Origin of the sequence: Solibacillus sp. FSL K6-4121 (genome assembly GCF_038002585.1) — a bacterium.
GTDB lineage: Bacteria > Bacillota > Bacilli > Bacillales_A > Planococcaceae > Solibacillus > Solibacillus faecavium.
Genome location: NZ_JBBOCS010000002.1, coordinates 1,438,779 through 1,461,167, shown reverse-complemented (window position 1 = coordinate 1,461,167; position 22,389 = coordinate 1,438,779). Strand labels below are relative to the sequence as shown.

The following is a 22,389-nucleotide window of genomic DNA, read 5'->3' as shown; positions in this document are numbered from 1 at the left end:
GAATGGCATTGAACAAACAATTATTAGCGCAAATCATCGAGGAGAAATTAAAACCTTTAGTAAAGAAAGTCGATGAGCAGGCACATTATGCAGAAAGCTATATTTTAGCATTAGGCGAGGCTGGATTTTTCCAATCGGCAAATAAAGATCAATCGAGTTTATTAGTAGATGAAGCGACAGTTGTCCGTGAAACAGCAAAGGTATGTATGACGACAGCATTTTGTGTTTGGTGCCATCTAGCCGCATTAACTTACTTAAGAAATAGTGATAATTCATTTTTGAAAAATGATGTGTTGCCTCAATTAGAAAATGGCGTAAAGTTAGGGGCAACAGGCTTATCAAATGCAATGAAATACTATTCTGGATTAGAGAAGCTTCATTTAACTGCCGAAAAGACAGAAGCAGGTTATATTATTAACGGGACATTACCAGCTGTATCGAATTTAGGGAAGCGCCATTATTTTGGTGCGATTGCTACAATTGATACACGGGAAGTGATGGTGCTCGTTTCAACAAATACATCAGGTTTGGAAATGACCGAACGACTTGGGTTTATCGGGGTAAATGGAAGTGCAACGTATACTTGTAAATTTGAGAATGTCCTTATTCCAAATGATTTTGTTATATCGGAGGATGCAAAGGCATTTTGCGATATTATACGACCGACATTCATTTACTACCAAGTTCCGCTTGGTGCCGGGGTTATAGCTGCAGCAGCTGATGGCATAGAGAAAGTAAAAGCAAAGCAAAACGGCTGTAATGACTTTTTGAAAGTACAGGCAACTGAACTACGTAACCATCAAGAAAGAATTGAAGCGGAATTAACTCAATTAGCAAGCAATTTAACACTAAAAGATGTAGTAAATACGCGTTTACAGGCAGTCCATGATACATTAGCTGCAGTGCAGGCAAATATGATTCATAATGGTGCGGCAGGCTATGTAGCTGGTAGCGTACCTTCCCGCAAATTGCGTGAAGCATACTTCTTTGCAAATTTAACGCCAACTGTCCGTCATTTAGAAAAAATAAAATCAAATTTCACTTAAGTAAAAAGGGGCTATCCAGTTAGCCCCTTTTTTAGATTAGTCTTCTTTTCGATACTCCAACAAATCCCCTGGCTGACAATCAAGCGCTTCACAAATTGCTTCCAATGTAGAAATGCGGATGGCCTTTGCTTTGCCATTTTTTAAAATAGATATATTCGCCATTGTTATGCCGACCCTTTCAGAAAGTTCGGTCACGCTCATTTTTCTTTTCGCCAGCATAACATCTATATTAATAATAATCGTCATCTTTTCACCTCATATCGTTAAATCATTTTCAGCTTTAAACACTAGCGCATGTGTTAACAACTTTTGTAGAACAGCTGCAAATACAGCGATGACGATTGATGCAAAAATGATAATAAGTGAAAATAACATGATTCCGGGTGCATCATCTATATCTGCAATACGAAATAAAAACGGTAAATCTACAATAAACAATACACTGATTGCAATCGCACAGCGCTTGATTTTTTTTAAAGCTTCTACCGATAAATTGGAAAAAGCAAGCTGTTGATCAATATAGCTTAATAATTTTGTCGTTTGGAAAAGAGCAATAAAATAAGGTATTGCAGAGAGATACATAACAGCTACCATTGGAATGAACAATAAAAAGGCCTTCGTTTTTGGAACGAAAATCAAATCATAAGCTAAATACGTTAACACTGCAGCAATCGGTAAACCAATTATAACGACGGCAACCTTTAAAAATATTGTTTCACGCTTCATAAATTCCACCTCGCTATTTTAAATTTATATTGATAATAAGATTATATTTATCGATTTACAATAAATATGTATTGAAAGGTGAATATTTTTTCTATGAATTGCTTGGAGCTAGTATTTCAATGTGGTACATGAGAAAATGAACTAAAAAGAAAAAGGGGGATCAGCATGGATATTAAACTTTCGGAAAATCAGATAAAAGATCTATGCGGGACCGTTTCTTTTAAAAAAGGACAGACTTTTTATCAAACAGGGAAAGTAAATTTCCTGCAATATACGGATATTTTCGGAGAAGCGGTTGTGAAAAGTACAGAACAATTCATTGTCCGTGTGGAAAAAGAGACTACTGGTAAGTTTAAAACCTCCTGTAGCTGCCCTACATTAGAGGGCTACAGTAAAAGCTGTCAACATGTTGCGGCGGTGCTTATTGCTATTTTAAATCGTAATAAAAAAACATCTCCTTCTTCGCATACGATTCCTATTGAGCAGAATTTAGATTTTGAAAATAGCTTTCTTTCTATTTTCAAAGAGCCAAAAGTACAAACGAGTCGTCAGCAACGCCATTTTGAAAAGCGAGAAATAATGGATGTGCACTTTTCGCTGACACCAGTCCAATCTATAGAAGGTGACACACTTTTTGCTATCCAGCTCCAAGTAAATGGGGAACGGGTGTTATCTATTCGTGATTTTTTAACACATATTAAAAATAAAAAATCATATCGGATTTCAGAAAGAACGGTTTATAACTTTGAGCGATTCTGCTTCGAAACACAGCACGATGCTATGATACAGCTCCTTATCAAAATAGTAGAAGACGATGCATTATATATAGAAACTACGCAAAATAAGCCAATCCATTTTAAAGAACATCTATTGATCATTCCGCCATCATCATGGCATCACCTTGCTTCATTACTCTCGGAAATAAAAGATGTTTCAGTCAATTATCAAAATGAAAGCTATAGTGGGATTAAACTTTTAGCTCGACCTACAGCGCTTCATTTTTTCATCAATGAAAAAGGTGAGCATTATGAGCTTACTATAGAAGGAATTGAACGAACGGTCTTACTACGTAGTTATCACTTAGTACTGTTTGATGGAGAAATGACACAAATTAGCGATGAAAGTATGACGCAACTATTGGAATTAAAGAAAATACTTCAACAGCAATCCAAGTTAATAATCGAGCAATCACATTGGAACTACTTTTTAGAGCAGATTATTCCGAAGTTGAAAAAGATCGGTAACGTTACAATGGATAGAGCCCTTTCATTACAGCAAATGCAAACACCATTAGTTGCGAATGTTTATTTAGATCGTGTGAATAATCGCTTTCTTGCAGGTTTGGAGTTTCAATATGGGCAGTTTGTTATTCAACCATTAAGTGAATATGACATATCGGATGAAGTGCTAATTATTCGAGATATTGAAAAAGAGTCAACTATTTTAGCGTTAATGGATGAAAGTGGATTTACGAAAACAGATGGCGGTTACTATATGCAAAATGAGGAGCTCGAATATAATTTTTTATTTCACCAACTTCCGAAATTAACAAAGCTCGCTCAAATTTATGCAACAAATTCTGTTAAATTACGTATTGCAAAGGAAAATAACTTCCCTAAAATTCGAGTAAATGTACAAAAAGAACGGACAAATTGGCTTGAATTTAAATTTGAAATGGATGGGGTTTCGAATAAGCAGATAAAAGAAATTTTAGCGGCTATTAAAGTGAAGCAAAAATATTACCGACTGAAAGATGGAGCATTGCTGTCATTGGAAACGAGGGAAATAGAAGAAATTCAGCGCTTTTTAAGAGCCATACCAGCACAAGATGATGAATACGAATTAACGTTTAACATGCCGATTTTAGATAGCTTGCCGTTTTTGGAGCAATTTGAAGAGAGTACAATTTTTGAAGCGGAACAATCGTTTAAAGAATTTACCGGACAATTGTTAAATCCAGCATCACTAACGTTCGAAGTTCCGCCAAGTCTACAATCTATTCTTAGAGATTATCAAAAGCATGGTTACAATTGGTTAAAATTACTTTCCAATTATGGATTTGGCGGTGTACTTGCAGATGATATGGGACTTGGCAAAACGATTCAAAGTATTGCGTTTATCTTGTCCGAATTAGAAATAGTCCGTGCGAATAAACAACCTGTATTAATCGTTTGTCCATCATCACTTTCTTACAATTGGCTATATGAGTTCATGCAATTTGCTCCAGAAGTTGAAGCAATTGTTGTGGATGGGGATGTGTCAGAGAGAAGGGCCCTACTGCGATCAATGGAAGAACAAGATGTTGTAATTACAACATATCCGTTATTGCGACGTGATATATCATTTTATGAACGACAACATTTCCATACGGTATTTTTTGATGAGGCACAGGCATTTAAAAATCCGGTAACTCAAACGGCACGTACAGTCAAAAAAATTAACGCGACCAACCGTTTTGCCTTAACGGGTACACCAATTGAAAATTCCTTGTCCGAATTATGGTCAATCTATCGCGTTGTTTTTCCTCAGCTATTCCGGGAGCTAGAAGAGTTCCGACATATGCAACGGAAAGATATTGCACGTAGAGTTCGACCGTTTTTGTTGCGCCGTATGAAAGAACAGGTGCTGAACGAGCTTCCTCAAAAAGAGGAAATAATCGAAAAAACGGAACTTTTTCCCGAGCAAAAAGCGTTATATGCAGCGTATTTGGCAAAGTTACGGGTGGATACAATGAAACATTTAGACAAAGAGACGTTTCATAAAAATCGTATTCGAATTTTGGCGGGCATAACCCGACTACGGCAAATTTGCTGTCACCCGGCCCTATTTGTCGAAGGCTATAAAGGAAGTTCTGCAAAATTTGAGCAGTTGTTTCACCTGTTGGAGCAATCGAAAGCATCAGGTCGCCGTGTGCTAATATTTTCGCAGTTTACGCAAATGCTGAAAATGATTGCAACTGAGCTATCCAAGCGTGGGGAATCGTATTTTTACCTGGATGGTCAAACTCCATCAGAGGAGCGTGTAGCTCTTTGCAATGCTTTTAATAATGGAGAGCGCGATTTGTTTTTAATTTCGTTAAAAGCAGGAGGAACAGGGTTGAATTTAACAGGGGCAGATACCGTGATTTTATATGATTTATGGTGGAACCCGGCAGTAGAGGAACAAGCAGCTGACCGTGCGCATCGAATGGGACAAAAGGAAGTTGTACAAATTATCAAACTCATTACAAATGGGACGATAGAGGAAAAGATGAGTGAACTTCAGCAAAAAAAGAAACTGCTCATTTCCGATATTTTGGATGGAGATGACCAGTCTAACAGTAGATTAACCGAGCAAGACATCCGTGAAATTTTAATGATTTAACTTTTTGCATATGTTCACGTAAGAGGAGCTTTTAAAGGTAAGTTCGCATCGTGCATAATTTAAAAAGGTTATGAGGACATTAATTAGCCTCATAACCTTTTTTCCTATTTGATAGGTGTACGTACAATTAATACGTCACAAGTTGCATGTCGGACGATTGCTTCAGTACTGGAGCCCATGAACATTTGCTCCATTGCATTTAAACCTGTTGCACCACAAATAATAATATCTGCAGGCGCATGTTCTGAAAGCTTTTTGGATAAAACATTTTTCGGAGTACCTTTAGTTAAAATCTTATTAACATTTACAATGCCAGCTTCTTTTGCTTCTAATTCATAGCGGTCCAATAACACTTCACCGTGCTTACGGACTAATTCGACCATATTATCATAAAGCATATCAAAAGATGCGGAAAAGCTTGTATCGATTACGTGGATGATATGTAAAGTCGAGCCAATATTACGTTTTGCTACATCAATTGATTTTTGAAAAGCGAGTTCGCCTAACTCAGAGCCATCTACTGCCACAACGATATTTTGATAATGATTTGCCATACGGAATTCCTCCTTTATCAATATGATAAATTATATCAAATAAATAGATTTCGGTATAATGATGGCGCCAAAATATTGTATAAAAAAGGATAAATGTGTCCAGCAAAAAGCAGTTTCTCTCCACATTTCCAACTGTTTACGAGTGTTTAATCGGAAGGATCTTTAAAACTTTTTGAATACGGAAGGCAAAGAATCCTGCAAAAATAGCTAGAATAATATCTTTTGGCATCGGTGGAATCATCCATAACCAAGCCAGTTTGTAGGAAAACCCTTCTGGCGCCGCTGCCCATAATGTATAAGCAAAATACATCCAAGTTGTTCCTAGAATATAATTAATAGCCATCGCTATAACTGCCGCAATAATATAGGCAAGTCTAGTTTTGTATGTTTCAGCGATTTTACCGGCAATATAGGCACTAACGATAAATGTAACAATAAAACCGAATGTCGGTAGCAAAATTGCTGAGAAGCCACCTGTAAATTTTGAAAACACCGGTGCACCAGCAAGTCCAATAGCCATGTATACAGTACAAGCAATGGCTCCTTTTTTAGATCCTAGAACTAATCCTGCTAAAATAGCAAAAAAAGTTTGTAATGTAATTGGTACACCACCCACTGTTAAGAAGGGTGCAAATGATGTTATGTTTGCACCAATCATAATTAATGTTGCAAACAAAGCACTGTAAATTAAATCTACTGTTTTAAAGGTTTGTGTTTTGTGAACGGTTTCCATTTTCTAACCCCTTTGTTAACTAGAATATTTTTTCGGTTAACGTAAATATAAAATGTAAAACGAGTTGTGTCAACTAAAATTTATTTTTGGTTAACTAAAGTGAGACTAGATTACAGTTTTCGTTTTAAAAGACCGGATTTTGGTTAACTAATCTTAAAAGGTTTATAATAAATGTATCAACTAAAAGAAATGAGGCGAAAAACAATGACAGAAAAAGAAGACAATTTTGGTTTTCGTTTTGATAATAGTTATATGAATTTGCCACAAATGTTTTATACCGAGATAGCGGCAAATAAAGTTACTGCACCAGCGATTGTCATTTTTAATCGTACGCTAGCAGATAGAATGGATTTAGATGCAAATGAATTAAAAGAGCAAGGGGCGGCAATTTTAGCCGGACATGAAATGCCTTCAGGGGCAGCGCAAATTGCCCAAGCATATGCGGGACATCAATTTGGCCATTTCAATATGTTAGGAGATGGACGAGCACTATTAATTGGCGAGCATATTACAAAAGATGGGGAACGCTATGATATTCAATTAAAAGGTTCAGGGCGCACACCGTATTCACGAGGGGGAGACGGAAGAGCGGCATTAGGTCCAATGTTGAGAGAATTTATTATCAGTGAAGCGATGCATGCACTTTCAATTCCTACCACACGTAGCTTAGCGATTACTGCAACAGGGGATGTTATTTATCGTGAAAAGGCACTTGATGGTGCTGTTTTAACCCGTATAGCGGCTAGTCATTTGCGCGTCGGTACATTTCAATATGCAGCTCAATTTGGAGAATTGTCTGACGTAAAAGCATTAGCGGATTATGCGATAGACCGGCACTATCCTGAGATTCGTAAAGCAGATAATCCTTATATTGCATTATTAGAAACTGTATTAGAAAAGCAAGCGGCACTTATTGCAAAATGGCAAAGTGTTGGCTTTATTCACGGTGTAATGAATACGGATAACATGACAATAAGCGGTGAAACAATAGATTATGGTCCATGTGCTTTTATGGATACGTATGACACATCTACTGTATTTAGTTCAATTGATACTCAAGGACGTTATGCGTATGGTAACCAACCTGCAATTGCTGCTTGGAATTTAACGCGATTTGCAGAAAGTTTATTGCCAATTATTCATGAGGATGAAGAAGAGGCGGTTCGTTTAGCACAAGGTATTCTAGAAAAATTCCCTTCTGTTTATGAAGCACATTATTATAGTGAAATGCGTGAGAAGCTTGGACTTCTCTATCCGGGTGATCAGGATGAACAGCTTATTAACGATTTGCTTCAGATAATGGAATACAATGATGCAGATTATACGAATACATTTCGTTCATTGGCAGAGGGAGAACGACCAAACAATAAATTATTCCAATCAGAACAGTTCAAACAATGGGAAAAAGCTTGGTTCGAGCGTATTGAGCAACAGGACATGACAAAAGAAGAAACTTTACAGGTGATGAAATCAGTTAATCCTTCCGTAATTCCAAGAAATCATTTAGTAGAACAAGCTATAGAAGAATTTATTGCAGGCAATCCTTCAATGTTTGCCGAAATGCTTCAAGTCTTATCAAATCCCTATGATACAAATGAACAGTTTTCAAAATATACACAGCCGCCAACAGATGAAGAACCACCATTTGTCAGCTATTGCGGCACATAAAAATCGAGCGCGGTACAACGTTAAAGTTGAAACCGTGCTCTTTTTTTGTATCATAATTAGCCTTGAAGAAATTATTATGGAAGATTTTGAACAATTTTTTAAAAAGCAAACGTCTAAGTTGTAGAATTGAAAAGAGGTGAGTGGTCGGTGGAGGAAATTGTAGAACAATATGGAGAATATTTATATCATTTTAGCTATTTATACGTAAAGGATCGTCAAATTGCAGAGGAAATTACACAGGACGTCTTAATGAAGTTTCTATTACATAAAGAAAATTTCCGTAGTGAAGCTTCACTGAAAACCTATTTAACTCGTATAGCGATTAATTGTTGTCATGATGAGCTACGCAAACAAAAGAGAAAAACACTTCTAACAAAATTAATACCAATGCGTAAAAATGTGCCTTCAAGTGAACAAGCATATTTAGAGATAGAAGCTTTTACAACATTAAAACAACATATTTTCGCCTTGCCTGTTCATTATCGTGAGGTCATTATTTTATTTTATTATGAGGAATTTGAGGTATCAGAAATTGCCGATTTACTAGTGGTTTCACAAAATACCGTGCGTACAAGAATTCGTCGGGCGAGAGAGCTTTTAAAAAATGATCAGGAATTGGAGGCGCTATTTTATGAAGGAATTTAAAAATCAGCTGAAGCGGGAATTGCAGCAGGATGCACCTTATACAACTGAGCTCAAGCAGCGATTGTTACAGACGAAGCGAAAGCCGAAAAAACGCAATTGGCAAGTACTATCGGTTTCTGTTGCAATGTGCTGTTTAATTGGAATGATAGTATATGCTCAGTTCGCCCCACAGCAAAGTGTCCAGACAGCGAATGAAGGGAATCCACTATTGCCAATTATTAAGGATGTTACTGCGTTAGAGGTGATTAAACCCCAAACCGCGTATCTACTAGGTGAACAATGGATGCTGCATGGCTTTCGGATGGTGATAGACGAAGAGGCCAAAATTACATATGGAGATTATGTAGCATATTACGGTCCTGAGGGAATCGTTGTATCAACAGTGCTCGGTTTAGCGAATGATTCGGTGACAATGGATGAAGGGCAAATTCGAGTAAATGGTACGATATTAACTGTCCGAGGGCTTGGAAAGAAAATAGGGGAGGCAGAACAGAAAGATCCCTTTAAAAACCCGTATTATTTTTATGAGTGGGGTATACAATTCACACCTTTTGCCAATGAAACAGTAGATACCGCTAAGGACGAGCTGCTTGTTTACAATAAAGAAGACCATCAGCAATTATTAAAAATTAAGGATGCTCAACTAGCCGGCAAGGTGACTGCTATTTATGCTCCAGTTGAATTAGCGCTTACATTGACACCTGAAGAACAAGCTGTTTATGAGGCATTTAAAACGGATTATGATTTGGAACGCTTGCGTGGTATTTCACCCATTGCGATTACAAAAATGTTTTTATTAAGTGAAAGTGAACAAGATTATGAAACATATGAAGCCCTTTTTACAAATGTTGAAAATAAACACACTATTGAAGTAAAGCAGTATTATGAAACAACAAAAGCTGTGCGTCAACAGTTATATACACCAGAACTAAATCGTTTAATGATTGCAAGTGGCTTTAATGGTATAGAAAAGGCATCCTTTGAAGTACGCTCAGAAACAGAAGGCTGGGTTGTTTATACTGGGGAAAATGGATTACCTGCAAAAGTGAGAATGGAAAAAAATGAGCAAGGTATATGGCAACCATCGTTTAGTCGGCCTATTTATACTCCGCTTGAATAAAGAAAAAAGCAGAAACGCAATAAAACGTTTCTGCTTTTTCTTATGATAATCGACCTTTATAATCTTCAAACTGGAATGAACGAATAACTTTTATTCCTTGTTCATCATTGTAAGTGCAAATACTCGGCAAATTCACACCGTTGAACATATGTGTTTTCACCATCGTATAGTGCGCCATATCTGTAAAGACGATTTTGTCGCCTGCCTGAAGTGGCTCATCGAATGAGTAATCTCCAATTATATCGCCGGCTAAGCATGTCATACCACCTAAGCGGTACGTATATGCTTTTTCGTTTGGTTGACCAGAACCGATAATATGTGCGCGGTATGGCATCTCAAGCGTATCCGGCATATGACAAGTAGCAGAAGAGTCTACGATTGCAAGCTCCATACCGTTATGAACGATATCAAGCACTGTTGCTACTAAATAACCTGTATTCAGTGCAATTGCTTCACCTGGCTCTAAAATTACTTTCACATCGTATGTTTCCTGAATACGATTAATTAACGACACTAATAGTTCTACGTTATAACCTGGTTTTGTAATATGATGACCGCCACCGAAGTTAATCCATTTCATCTGGTGTAAGTACTTTCCGTATTTTTCTTCAAAATGAACTAAAATACGTTCCAGCACTTCCGCACCTTGCTCACACATAGCGTGGAAATGTATACCTTCCACACCTTCTAGCTCATCTGGCTGGAATGATTCATACGGGATACCTAAACGTGAATTAATGTAGCATGGATCATAAAGTGGTGTTTCCACCTCTGAATAGCCCGGGTTTACACGTAAGCCGATTGAAATATTTTTCTCATGATTCAACACTTTGTCTTTATATTTATTTAACTGATCAAAAGAGTTAAATACAATATGGTCGACATATGTTAAATATTCATCAATTTCATGTTCTGCATAAGCAGGGGCATAAGCATGTACTTCCTTACCGAATTCTTCATAGCCAAGACGTGCTTCGAATAATGAAGAAGACGTAATGCCAGCTAAATAATTGCGCGCCATCGGAAATGTTGACCACATTGAAAACCCTTTAAGTGCAAGTAAAATATCACAATTTGTACGATCCTGTACAGATTTTAATAGCTTTAAATTGCGCTCGAGTAATCGCTCGTCAACTACGAATGCCGGAGACGGAGCCTGTGACCAATCGATGCCCGTTTCTTCTGCTAAAGCTTCTTCCATAATAGGCTTCTTCATTTTTACATCAGCCATTATTTTGTTACTCCGTTAGAAGTGAATTCTAAGTCGATTAATTCAGGATTTTCAGTTTCGTGCCATGGTAAGCCCCATTTGTTTAAAGCGTCCATGAATGGATCTGGATTGAAGTCTTCCACATTCCATACACCTGGTTTTTGCCATTCGCCGTTCATTACAAGCATAGCGCCGATCATTGCCGGTACACCAGTTGTGTAAGAAATCGCCTGTGAGCCAACCTCTCTGTAGCATTCTTGGTGATCACATACATTGTATACATAGTAAGTTTTTTCTTTACCGTCTTTAATACCGCGAACGATACAACCGATGTTTGTTTTACCTTTTGTAAGAGGTCCAAGTGTTGCTGGATCTGGTAAAACAGCTTTTAAAAACTGGATTGGCTGAATCATTTGTCCTTGGAATTCGATTGGCTCAATTGAAGTCATACCTACATTTTCTAGAACGTTTAAATGTGTTAAGTATTTTTCGCCAAACGTCATCCAGAAGCGGATTTGTTTTAAACCTTTAATGTTTTTCGCTAAAGATTCTAATTCTTCATGGTATAGAAGGTAGCAATCTTTTTCACCGATTTCCGGTAAGTTATAAACTGTTTTATATTCTAAAGGCTCCGTTTCAACCCACTCGCCATCTTTCCAGAAACGACCGTTCGCAGTAATTTCGCGAATGTTGATTTCCGGGTTGAAGTTTGTTGCGAATGGAAGTCCGTGGTCTCCACCATTAGCATCAACGATATCGATGTAATGAATTTCATCGAAATGATGCTTTTGTGCATGCGCTGTGAATACGCCTGTTACACCTGGGTCAAAACCTGAACCTAGAAGCGCAGTAATGCCTGCTTCTTCAAAACGTTCTTTATACGCCCATTGCCATTTATATTCGAATTTAGCAGTATCTAAAGGCTCGTAGTTTGCTGTATCTACATAATGAGTCTTAGTTGCTAAACATGCATCCATAATAGTTAAGTCTTGATATGGTAAAGCTACATTGATCACCACATCTGGATTAAATCCATTGATTAAGTCAATTAGTTCCTCGGTGTTATCCGCATCCACTTGTGCTGTATGAATAATCGTTTTTCCACCATCTAATTTTTCTTTTAAAGCATCACATTTAGACTTTGTTCGACTTGCGATCATAATCTCTTCGAATACTTCTGAGTTTTGTACACATTTATGTACGACAACGCTAGCTACACCGCCAGCTCCAATAATCAATGCTTTACCCAATTTCTTGTCACGCTCCCAATCTATAATTTAATTGTGTTTCAATTTGAAACAAGATTGATTATATAGAATAGTACGTGACTTAGCAATTATGTTCTCGTATTTTTTTACAAGTTTTAGAGATAATTATAAAAACATGCAAAACATAGTTGTTTTACATGTTAATGAGAAGAATTAATCATTTCAAGCAATAGATAATAATAGCGTAAATTAGCTTTAGTATGCTGAAGGATTTCATAGTAGGAATAACTTTTGAACAGGAACAGGCAAGAGATGAAGACGCAACTCAAATAGAGTGGGTGTTTTAAGCGCTTTGGTTTAGTTAGTATGAATGTTACTGTCAAAACGATTGTAAATAATATAAAGCAACTATAAAAGATTAATGGTAGAACGTTACTTGTAGCCTGTTCAATCAAGCTTCTGAACTGCAACAAGGCTTCAGCAGATTTTTCACTTTCTTTAATCTGCAGAAATTGATCTTCAAACTGAATGTTCCAAAAAATTTTATCGTTTTGTTCTATTATTTCATATTGGTATTGAAGTGCATGCCCTTTTTCACCGGTTGCTGCTTCACTTGAAGCGGAAATAAGAAAGGAGCTGAATAGGATAATGGCTAAGACTCGCAACGTTAAAGTCATGATACACCTCTTATTGAATGATTTACTAAATAAAGGTAATTATACTATGATAAAAAAGTAAAGCAAGATGAAAAAACCTAGTGAAATTTGATTTCACTAGGTAATAGACTATTTAACTGTTTGCTTTTGAAGAACAGTATCGCGGTTTGTAACGGCATCAACTGCTTCATATATTGTACTTTCGAAATGGTTCACTTGCAGGGATGTGACACCTTGAATTGTCGTTCCACCTGGAGAGCATACTTGATCGATTAATTGCCATGGGTGGGAGTCAGATTGTAATACCATTTTAGCACTACCCAATACAGAACTTGCTGCAATTTTAAGTGCCATATCTTTTGGCATACCTTCGCGGACAGCAGCACGTGCCAACGAATCAATGTACAGGTAAGTAAAGGCCGGGGAGGCGCAACCAATCGTAGTAAATATTGAAAATAATTCTTCAGGAAGTTCATCAATCGTTCCTACTGTAGCAAACAGCTTTTCAACAATAGCTTTTTGTTCGTCATTTCCTATGATTGTTGAAAAACAGCTTGTAGATGCGCCAATAGTTGAATTTATATTAGGCATGACACGGAAAATAGGTGTCTGTGCCCCAAGCTCACGATGTAAATAGTCAAGTGATTTTCCGGCAGCAATCGAAATAACAATATGATTGCTCTTTAAATTTTGTTGAATTGCTGGAATTACTTGATCAAACATTTGAGGCTTTACTGCAATAATAACGACATCTACTTGTGACATGAGATGCTCTATTGAATCTGCAGTTTGGATCCCATATTGGCTGATGAGTGCCTCTGTTTTTTCGATGCTACGATTAATCCCATATACATCTGTAGCATTAAATTGTCCACTTGTAATCATTCCATTAATAATCGCGTTGGCCATGTTTCCAAGACCGATAAATCCGAATTTCATAAATATATCCCACTTTCATTCATTAAAAATATGCATAGCGCTTAGTATACAGCACTGAAAGTTCAATGCAAATAGAACGTATTATCAGCTGAAAAGATTAAAAAAATTCACCATCTTTCTATATTTAGGAAGATGGTGAATGCTATGTACTCTATTATTTTATAAAAAATATGCGTTTTTAATCCCGACAGGCCAGTCGACTAGTTGATCATTGTCGGCTTTTACTTCCAAGACTAATATTTCATTTTCGATCGCTTCTAATAGCCACTCACTGTATAATAACAACGGCTTATCATTTGTTACTAACTTTTTTAGTTCATTATTTGTAATCGTTAAAATTTCGTATTCACAGGTAAGGTGTATGTGCTGAGGTAAAACCGTGATGGATCCAATTTTAATCGTTCCTGGAATTGTTCCTTCGATTTTAATAATATAAGTAGTTACGCTTTGTCCTTTATAATCAACAATCGTTTCCGTTATGAAATCAAATTTTACTGGATACTCTACATCGTTTACAATTGCTGTACTTCGACTTACTACACTAATCGGCAGCTTTTCCAATGAATTTTCGAACCGATTTTTAAACTGTAGCAGTACATTTTCCGATAGTACTACCATAATAGACACTCCTTTTATGAATAGTGGATGTTTTTTACTACGATTATTTACTAAGTAGAATGGGAATATTGAATTAGAACCTTAAATAATAGCAAGAATTTCAAAAATACTAGTACTTAGTATATAACTTTTTTTAGTATTGTAAATTAATATAAGTATAAATTTTGTGAACATATTGTTGAAATATGGTAACAACGTTAAAATAAGTGCAATTGATAAAGGATGCGAAGATTACCTTTGTCATCAATGGAGTGATTACGATGAAAGAAAACAGTAACAACACAAACAAAAGAAAAGTAATTTTATTTCCGGGTACAGTAGATCGACTATTTAATGAAGCGAAACATTTAGCCGAGACGTTCCATTATAAAGAAGCGAATGAATTATTTGAGCAAGCATTGCTATTAGGAGAAGGGGATGAATTATCACTTAGTGTTTTTGCCTATTCTTTATATGAAGTAAAAAATTTTGAAAGGGCAAAACAAATATGTGAAGAACTATTGGCAATTGGTCCAAGTATGTATTTTGAAGTGATGGAACTTTACTTAACAATTTGTATGCAATTGCGCCAATTTAAACAAGTGGAGAAAATTATTGAATCATTGTTTGATGAAGAGTTAATACCAGAGCATGAAGTCGAAAAGTTTGAGCGTTTAAAAAACTTAAATGCGCATATAGCAGAAAACCAGGAATCTCAGTTACAGTCTCCTCCATTAGTCGATATTGAAGAGAATTTTGATATTATCGCAAGTGAGTTCCTGAAGTTATCTGTACAAGAACAGCTGATGTTGATAAATGAGCTGCCTGAAATGAATATTCGTCCATATATAACAGAAATTAAAGCCGTTATTGAATCAGAAAATGTGCACCCTTTTATTCAAAGTTTGTTGCTTATTTTGCTGGTGGAACAGGAAGTTAATCTGGATTTGAATATAGCTAAATTTAACATGATAAGGGAGATCAATCCGGCAGAATTACCTTTGCCAACAAAAATGCCCCAATATGAGGAAATTGCAGCGATTATAACGGAAACACTATTACAAGAGCCCTCTACACTGGAGTTTGTGCAGCAATTAATGTCTAAGCATGCCATTGTCCTTTATCCTTTCGAATGGACTATTTTCCGAAGCGAGGATGTTGCACTAAGTTATATTGAATTTGTTAAATCCATGTTTGGTGAAACTATGGAAATCAACGGTGAAATAGTGGAATTTTTACAGAACATAGAAAAAATATCAGATTTACAAGAGTAGTGAAAAAAGTTGAAACATTGTTCATCTATGTTATACTAAAATGGTTGTCAAACAATATATATGACGAGTTTGTTTATTCAAACGAATGTTAACTTTGGAGGTAATATATATGTCAGTAAAATGGGAAAAACAAGAAGGTAACGAAGGTTTATTAACTGTTACTGTAGAAGCAGCAGAAGTTGATAAAGCTTTAGACCAAGCTTTTAAAAAAGTAGTAAAACAAATTAACGTACCTGGTTTCCGTAAAGGGAAAATGCCTCGTAATGTATTCGAAAAAATGTACGGTGTAGAAGCTCTTTACCAAGATGCTTTAGAAATCGTTATCAACTCTTCATACCCAGTTGCTTTGGATGAAGCTGGTATTGAGCCAGTTGATTACCCAGAAATCGCTGGTACAGAAAACTTCGCTAAAGGTACTGAATTCACTTACACTGCAACAGTAACTGTGAAACCAGAACCAAAATTAGGCGAATATAAAGGTTTAGAAGTAACTAAACAAGCTACAGAAGTAACTGACGAAGAAGTTCAATCTTTAATCGATGCTCAATTAGCTAAAAAAGCTGAACTTGAAATCAAAGAAGATGAAGCAATCGTTGAAGGCGACACTGCTGTTATCGATTTCGAAGGTTTCGTAGGCGAAGAAGCATTTGAAGGTGGTAAAGGTGAAGATTACGCATTAGAAATCGGTTCTGGATCATTCATTCCAGGTTTCGAAGAGCAATTAGTAGGCGCTAAAACTGGCGAAACTAAAGATGTTGTAGTTACTTTCCCTGAAGAGTACCATGCTGCTGAATTAGCTGGTAAAGAAGCGAAATTCGTAGTAACAGTTAAAGAAGTAAAAACTAAAGTATTACCTGACTTAACAGATGAGTTCGCAAAAGAAATGGACCCAGAAGTTGAAACAGTAGAAGCTTTACGTACAAAATTAAAAGAAACTACTTTAGCTAACAAAGAAGCTGATTCTGAAGCATCATTACGTGATGAACTTGTAGAAAAAGCAGCTGCTAATGCAGAAGTTGAAATTCCACAAGGTATGATCAACACAGAAGTAGACCGTATGGTACAAGAGTTCGGTCAACGCTTACAAATGCAAGGTATGAACTTAGATTTATACTACCAATTCTCTGGACAAGACGAAGAAGCATTACGCACTCAAATGGCTGAAGAAGCTGCAAACCGTGTTCGTGTAACATTAGTGTTGGAAGCGATTGGTCAAGCAGAAAATATTGAAGTAACTGAAGAAGACATCAATGTTGAGCTTGAAAAAATGGCTGCACAATTTGGTATGTCAAATGACCAAATTTTAACTGCTTTAGGCGGAACAAAAGTTCTTGAGAACGATATCCGTACACAAAAAACAGTTGAATTCCTAGTTGAAAACGCTAAAATTACTAACTAATTTATTTAATTTATCGAAACGTACTTTGTTTAATAACCATGGCTAACTATTAACATTGTCGATTATTATTAGTTTAATCACTGGGCTACCGTCTTTTATATATGAGTTAGCTAGTAATAAATAAATTAAATCAAAATTTTAACAAGGTGCGGTTTTTCCGTGCCTTGTTTTATCACTTAAAAATTTAAAAAGATAATATAGGTTAAATTATTTGTGATTTGAATACATACATATAATTGTTAGGGTATTTGAATATTTGTGGAGAAAAAGATACAATAAAATCCAATGAATGTTAAAGCACTAACGTGAAATTCATAAGACATAAATTAAGACAGTAACAATATGCAATCAATTTATTTGATAAAACAACTAGAATCTTGTAAGATTGTTGCTTGAATAGGGGTGAACCAAATTGTTTAAATTTAATGATGAAAAAGGCAATTTAAAATGCTCTTTTTGTGGTAAGCCACAAGAACAAGTTCGTAAACTGGTTGCAGGACCAGGCGTATATATTTGTGACGAATGTATCGAGCTTTGCTCAGAGATCGTAGTAGAAGAACTAGGAATCGAAGAGGAAATTGAGTTCAAAGATATTCCGAAGCCTAAAGAAATTTTAAATATATTAGGTGAATATGTTATCGGACAAGAACGGGCAAAAAAAGCTTTGGCAGTTGCTGTTTATAATCACTATAAACGTATTAATTCAAATTCGAAAATTGACGATGTTGAATTATCGAAATCAAATATTGTTTTAATCGGCCCAACTGGTAGCGGTAAAACTTTACTTGCTCAAACATTGGCACGTATTTTAAATGTACCATTCGCGATTGCTGACGCAACAAGCTTAACTGAAGCAGGTTATGTTGGTGAGGATGTTGAAAATATTCTTTTAAAATTAATCCAAGCTGCTGATTATGATATTGAACGTGCCGAAAAAGGGATTATTTATATTGACGAGATTGATAAAGTGGCTCGTAAATCTGAAAATCCTTCAATTACACGCGATGTATCAGGTGAAGGTGTACAACAAGCTTTACTTAAAATTCTAGAAGGTACTGTAGCTAGCGTTCCTCCACAAGGCGGTCGTAAGCATCCACACCAAGAGTTTTTACAAATTGATACATCAAACATTCTTTTCATTGTTGGTGGAGCGTTTGATGGAATCGAGACGATTATTAAACGTCGTCAAGGTGAGAAAGTAATCGGATTTGCTTCTACTATAAATAACGGTGTTGATGAAGATGCTTCTATTATGTCCCAATTAATTCCGGAAGACTTATTGAAATTTGGACTTATTCCAGAATTTATTGGTCGTTTACCAGTATTGGCAACGTTAGAGCAGTTAAATGTAGATGCGTTAGTTCAAATTTTAACAGAGCCTAAAAACGCTTTGGCAAAACAATATCAAAAAATGCTAGAACTGGATAATGTTGAGCTTGAGTTTGAAGATGAGGCATTAGTTGAAATTGCAAAATTAGCGATCGAACGTAAAACAGGTGCTCGTGGACTTCGTTCTATTATCGAAGTAACAATGCTGGACGTTATGTTTGAATTACCTTCACGTGAAGACATTAAAAAATGTGTCATCACGGCAGAGACAATTCGTGATAAAGCAGAGCCAAAATTAATTTTGGATGATGGTTCAGTATTGAAAAAAGATGATAACGAAAAAACCTCAGCATAATTTTTGCTGAATGTTTCCAATTATGTAGCTGACTTAGACTTCTTAAGCAAGTCCAAAGTCAGCTTTTTCTTACAAAAAGGATATACATATTGGTTGGATGAAAATTTTATGAATAGCTGACACATACTTATAATGCGGGTTGTTTTTAAGATTTGGATGGAGGTGAATACCCGCGTGACAAAAAAATTATCAAATATGCCAGTTTTACCGTTAAGAGGACTTCTTGTCTACCCAACAATGGTTTTACATATTGATGTTGGTAGAGAACGTTCCATTGCTGCACTTGAACATGCGATGCTTGGAGACAGTACAATCTTTTTAGTAACTCAAAAGGATTTACGTGTTGATTCACCCGTAAAATCAGATCTTTATAAAATGGGTACTTTAGCGAAAGTTAAACAAATGCTAAAGCTTCCAAACGGCACATTACGCATATTGGTTGAAGGTTTAAACCGTGCGGAAATGGTAAGTTACAAAGATGCTGAAAAATTTGCAATTGCAGATTTGGAAATATTTGAAGACGATCAATTTAAAGATTCCGAAACAGAAGCTTTAATGCGTACAGTTCTATCTTATTTCGAAAAATATGCAAAATCATCAAATAAAATTACAACTGAAACAATCGAATCTGTTCTCGATATTGAAGAACCAGGTCGATTAGCGGATGTAATTGCCTCTCATTTACCATTTAAAATTAATGAGAAGCAGGAAGTGTTAGACATCACTAACATTAAGAAACGTTTAGACCACTTAATGATTCGTCTACATGATGAGCAGGAGATTTTAAATCTCGAGAAAAAAATCAGTACAAAAGTGAAGCAAGCGATGGAGCGCACGCAAAAAGAATATTATTTACGTGAGCAAATGAAAGCAATTCAAACAGAGCTTGGTGATCGTGAAGGGAAAACAGGGGAAGTTGCCGACCTTCGCAAAAAAATTGATAGCTCAGGCATGCCTGATTCCACATTAAAAGTGGCGTTAAAAGAGCTTGATCGTTATGAAAAATTGCCTGCTGCAAGTGCAGAAAGTGGTGTTATTCGTAACTATCTGGAATGGCTTGTTTCAATACCTTGGACAGAGAAAACGGAAGACCGTATCGATATTGCCCACGCTGAAGAAGTTTTGAATCGTGATCACGACGGTTTAGAAAAAGTAAAAGAGCGTGTTTTGGAATATTTATCAGTCCGTCAGTTAATGAATTCATTACGCGGTCCTATTCTTTGTTTAGCAGGACCTCCAGGTGTTGGTAAAACAAGTTTGGCACGTTCCATTGCAGAGAGCTTGGATCGTAAATTTGTCCGAGTTTCACTTGGTGGTGTACGTGATGAATCGGAAATTCGCGGTCACCGTCGTACGTATGTAGGTGCTATGCCAGGCCGTATTATTCAAGGAATGAAAAAAGCAGGTACAACAAATCCTGTATTCTTACTTGATGAAATTGATAAAATGTCAAATGATTTCCGTGGTGATCCTTCTGCTGCAATGTTGGAAGTTTTGGATCCTGAGCAAAACAATACGTTTAGCGATCACTTCATTGAAGAGCCATATAACTTGCAGGATGTACTGTTCATTGCAACAGCAAATGATTTAAGCACAATACCTGGCCCACTTCTTGATCGTATGGAAATTATTAATATTGCCGGATATACGGAGTATGAAAAAATTGAAATTACGAAAAACCATTTAATTCCGAAACAAACGAAGGAACATGGTTTAAAGAAAGCGCAATTAGTTATAAAAGACGAAGCAATTGCGGATTTGATTCGTTATTATACACGTGAAGCAGGAGTTCGTGGATTAGAGCGACAAGTAGCAACTGTTTGTCGTAAAGCTGCAAAAATCATTGTTTCAGGTGAAAAGAAAAAAGTAACTGTTAGCTCCAAAGTATTAGTGGATATGCTTGGCAAACATCGCTTCCGTTACGGACAAGCAGAGCTTGAAAATCAAGTAGGTGTTGCAACAGGTCTTGCTTACACTACTGTTGGCGGCGATACTTTACAAATTGAGGTTTCATTAACACCTGGTAAAGGAAAACTAATCCTAACAGGGAAGCTTGGAGATGTAATGAAGGAATCCGCACAAATTGCACTATCATTTGTCCGTACATTAACAGATAATTTAGGACTTGATTCAGATTATTTTGATCAACATGATATTCACGTCCATGTTCCAGAAGGCGCAGTGCCAAAGGATGGTCCTTCAGCTGGTATAACGATGACAACAGCCATCGTTTCAGCTATAACTGGAAAAGCAATTAAACGCGAAATTGGGATGACAGGGGAAGTAACTTTAAGAGGTCGGGTATTACCAATCGGTGGCCTAAAGGAAAAATCTTTAAGTGCTCACCGTGCAGGATTAACGACGATTATTATCCCGAAAGACAATGAGCGTGATATTGATGATATTCCAGAAACAATTCGTGAGCAACTCACATTTAAACTAGTGTCACAGGCGGAAGAAGTTCTTGCTCTTGCACTAGATGGAGGTTTTAAAAAGTAATGAAAGTCCATAACGTTGAAATGATCGGCAGTTTTGTCCGACCAGAACAGTTCCCGGAAGACGGGCTACCTGAATTTGCGTTAGCGGGTCGTTCAAATGTCGGCAAATCTTCGTTTATTAATCGTATGATTGGCCGTAAAGCAATGGCACGTATTTCGTCAAAGCCTGGTAAAACGCAACAGTTGAATTTCTATAAAATTGAAGAGCAACTTTATTATGTTGACGTTCCAGGATACGGCTATGCAAAAGTTTCAAAATCAGAACGTGCAGCATGGGGAAAAATGATTGAAAAATATTTCATGGGACGCGACCAATTAAGAGCCGTTGTATTAATTATTGATATTCGTCACAATCCCACTAATGATGACTGTATGATGTATGATTTCTTAAAGCATTATAATATTCCTGTTATCGTAGTAGCGACAAAGGCTGACAAAATCCCGAAAGGTAAATGGGATAAGCATAAAAAGCATGTGCGAGAAACGCTGCAAATGGATAAACAGGATCCATTAATCGTGTTTTCTTCAGAGAAAGGTCTTGGCTTCGAAGAGGCATGGGCTGAAATTGAATCGCGTATGTAATTAAATTAGAACAACTTCGATTAAATTCGGAGTTGTTCTTTTTTGTTTATAAATTTTTAAAAGTCAAACAACCCTTCGCTTTAATTAAAAGGTTACCTTCATCAAAATTATAATAATTACTTGATATTAATATGGATTTGTCGATAAAAATTGTAGGAGGTGCTACATATGGATATCGCAGCTTTAGCAATCTCGATGAAACAAGCGGATTTAATGAAAAATGTTTCAATAGCTGTTACAAAACAATCGATGGAATTTCAAGAACAAAGCATAGAACAATTAATAGAAGTAACGAATGTATCTCACCCAACTCTAGGTCATTCAGTTGATATCTCTATTTAATTAATTAAGACTTACGATGCGAACACTTAGGTAATTTGGTAAACTTAAATAGTTAATGCAGTATTATTTGTAAATTTATACAAATTAAAGAGTGCTTAATTATGAATTGAAAGAAATGAGGTTAAGTAAGACTATTTGAAATAAA

Annotated in this window: 20 protein-coding genes; 11 read left to right on the top strand and 9 right to left on the bottom strand. The window is 36.3% G+C overall.

Annotation, left to right across the window (positions count from 1 at the left end):
• The first annotated feature begins 2 nt into the window (after positions 1-2).
• Positions 3-1,046: an acyl-CoA dehydrogenase family protein gene (locus MHH95_RS17005; protein WP_340728568.1), complete on the top strand. Its 1,044-nt coding sequence runs from the start codon at positions 3-5 to the stop codon at positions 1,044-1,046.
• A 36-nt stretch (positions 1,047-1,082) separates the two neighbouring features.
• Here MHH95_RS17005 and MHH95_RS17000 read toward each other — a convergent pair whose 3' ends face one another.
• On the bottom strand, positions 1,083-1,292 hold the full coding sequence (locus MHH95_RS17000; RefSeq protein ID WP_340728567.1) for a helix-turn-helix domain-containing protein: 210 nt from the start codon (positions 1,290-1,292) through the stop codon (positions 1,083-1,085).
• 9 nt (positions 1,293-1,301) lie between these two features.
• The gene (locus tag MHH95_RS16995) at positions 1,302-1,772 is read right to left on the bottom strand and encodes a DUF2975 domain-containing protein (protein ID WP_340728566.1); all 471 of its coding nucleotides are present in this window, start codon (positions 1,770-1,772) and stop codon (positions 1,302-1,304) included.
• 165 nt (positions 1,773-1,937) lie between these two features.
• On the opposite strand from MHH95_RS16995, the gene MHH95_RS16990 reads away from it, so the two are divergent.
• Positions 1,938-5,135: a DEAD/DEAH box helicase gene (locus MHH95_RS16990; RefSeq protein ID WP_340728565.1), complete on the top strand. Its 3,198-nt coding sequence runs from the start codon at positions 1,938-1,940 to the stop codon at positions 5,133-5,135.
• Between the two features lie 104 nt (positions 5,136-5,239).
• On the opposite strand, the gene MHH95_RS16985 is transcribed toward MHH95_RS16990, so the two are convergent.
• Both MHH95_RS16985 and MHH95_RS16980 read right to left on the bottom strand, forming a co-directional pair.
• Entirely contained in the window at positions 5,240-5,689 is a 450-nt protein-coding gene (locus MHH95_RS16985) for a universal stress protein (RefSeq protein WP_191700390.1), read from the bottom strand.
• A gap of 136 nt (positions 5,690-5,825) precedes the next feature.
• On the bottom strand, positions 5,826-6,422 hold the full coding sequence (locus MHH95_RS16980) for a biotin transporter BioY (protein ID WP_191700389.1): 597 nt from the start codon (positions 6,420-6,422) through the stop codon (positions 5,826-5,828).
• Positions 6,423-6,626: 204 nt separating this feature from the next.
• Between MHH95_RS16980 and MHH95_RS16975 the strand changes: the two genes are divergently transcribed.
• From MHH95_RS16975 to MHH95_RS16965, 3 genes are all read left to right on the top strand, one after another.
• Positions 6,627-8,090, top strand: coding sequence for a protein adenylyltransferase SelO (locus tag MHH95_RS16975; protein WP_340728564.1), 1,464 nt, complete (start codon positions 6,627-6,629; stop codon positions 8,088-8,090).
• 147 nt (positions 8,091-8,237) lie between these two features.
• Positions 8,238-8,735 carry an RNA polymerase sigma factor gene (locus MHH95_RS16970; protein ID WP_340728563.1) on the top strand — a complete coding sequence of 166 codons (498 nt, stop codon included), beginning with the start codon at positions 8,238-8,240 and terminating at the stop codon, positions 8,733-8,735.
• Positions 8,722-9,855 carry a hypothetical protein gene (locus MHH95_RS16965; RefSeq protein ID WP_340728562.1) on the top strand — a complete coding sequence of 378 codons (1,134 nt, stop codon included), beginning with the start codon at positions 8,722-8,724 and terminating at the stop codon, positions 9,853-9,855. Before MHH95_RS16970 ends, MHH95_RS16965 begins: the two co-directional genes overlap by 14 nt.
• Positions 9,856-9,895: 40 nt before the next feature.
• On the opposite strand, the gene nspC is transcribed toward MHH95_RS16965, so the two are convergent.
• The 5 genes from nspC to MHH95_RS16940 form a co-directional block, all read right to left on the bottom strand.
• Positions 9,896-11,086, bottom strand: coding sequence for a carboxynorspermidine decarboxylase (gene nspC, locus MHH95_RS16960; protein WP_340728561.1), 1,191 nt, complete (start codon positions 11,084-11,086; stop codon positions 9,896-9,898).
• A complete protein-coding gene (locus MHH95_RS16955) occupies positions 11,086-12,315 on the bottom strand; it encodes a saccharopine dehydrogenase family protein (RefSeq protein ID WP_191700384.1) in 1,230 nt (409 codons plus the stop codon). The genes nspC and MHH95_RS16955 overlap by 1 nt, the downstream gene beginning before the upstream one ends.
• A gap of 158 nt (positions 12,316-12,473) precedes the next feature.
• Positions 12,474-12,950: a hypothetical protein gene (locus tag MHH95_RS16950; RefSeq protein ID WP_191700383.1), complete on the bottom strand. Its 477-nt coding sequence runs from the start codon at positions 12,948-12,950 to the stop codon at positions 12,474-12,476.
• A gap of 108 nt (positions 12,951-13,058) precedes the next feature.
• A complete protein-coding gene (gene proC, locus MHH95_RS16945; RefSeq protein ID WP_340728560.1) occupies positions 13,059-13,868 on the bottom strand; it encodes a pyrroline-5-carboxylate reductase in 810 nt (269 codons plus the stop codon).
• 159 nt (positions 13,869-14,027) lie between these two features.
• Positions 14,028-14,486 carry a hypothetical protein gene (locus tag MHH95_RS16940; protein WP_340728559.1) on the bottom strand — a complete coding sequence of 153 codons (459 nt, stop codon included), beginning with the start codon at positions 14,484-14,486 and terminating at the stop codon, positions 14,028-14,030.
• A gap of 260 nt (positions 14,487-14,746) precedes the next feature.
• Between MHH95_RS16940 and MHH95_RS16935 the strand changes: the two genes are divergently transcribed.
• The 6 genes from MHH95_RS16935 to MHH95_RS16910 all read left to right on the top strand — a co-directional run bounded on the left by MHH95_RS16935 (position 14,747) and on the right by MHH95_RS16910 (position 22,244).
• Entirely contained in the window at positions 14,747-15,739 is a 993-nt protein-coding gene (locus tag MHH95_RS16935) for a DUF3196 domain-containing protein (RefSeq protein WP_340728558.1), read from the top strand.
• A 109-nt stretch (positions 15,740-15,848) separates the two neighbouring features.
• Positions 15,849-17,138 carry a trigger factor gene (gene tig, locus MHH95_RS16930; RefSeq protein WP_340728557.1) on the top strand — a complete coding sequence of 430 codons (1,290 nt, stop codon included), beginning with the start codon at positions 15,849-15,851 and terminating at the stop codon, positions 17,136-17,138.
• 412 nt (positions 17,139-17,550) lie between these two features.
• Complete coding sequence (gene clpX / locus MHH95_RS16925; protein ID WP_191700378.1) at positions 17,551-18,822, top strand: ATP-dependent protease ATP-binding subunit ClpX; 1,272 nt, start codon at positions 17,551-17,553, stop codon at positions 18,820-18,822.
• A gap of 156 nt (positions 18,823-18,978) precedes the next feature.
• A complete protein-coding gene (lon, locus tag MHH95_RS16920) occupies positions 18,979-21,321 on the top strand; it encodes an endopeptidase La (RefSeq protein WP_340728788.1) in 2,343 nt (780 codons plus the stop codon).
• Positions 21,321-21,902 (top strand): ribosome biogenesis GTP-binding protein YihA/YsxC, encoded by a 582-nt coding sequence (gene yihA, locus MHH95_RS16915; RefSeq protein WP_191700376.1) that lies wholly within the window; start codon positions 21,321-21,323, stop codon positions 21,900-21,902. The genes lon and yihA overlap by 1 nt, the downstream gene beginning before the upstream one ends.
• A 168-nt stretch (positions 21,903-22,070) precedes the next feature.
• Positions 22,071-22,244, top strand: a complete 174-nt coding sequence (locus MHH95_RS16910; RefSeq protein WP_191700375.1) for a YjfB family protein — start codon at positions 22,071-22,073, stop codon at positions 22,242-22,244.
• Positions 22,245-22,389 lie beyond the last annotated feature (145 nt).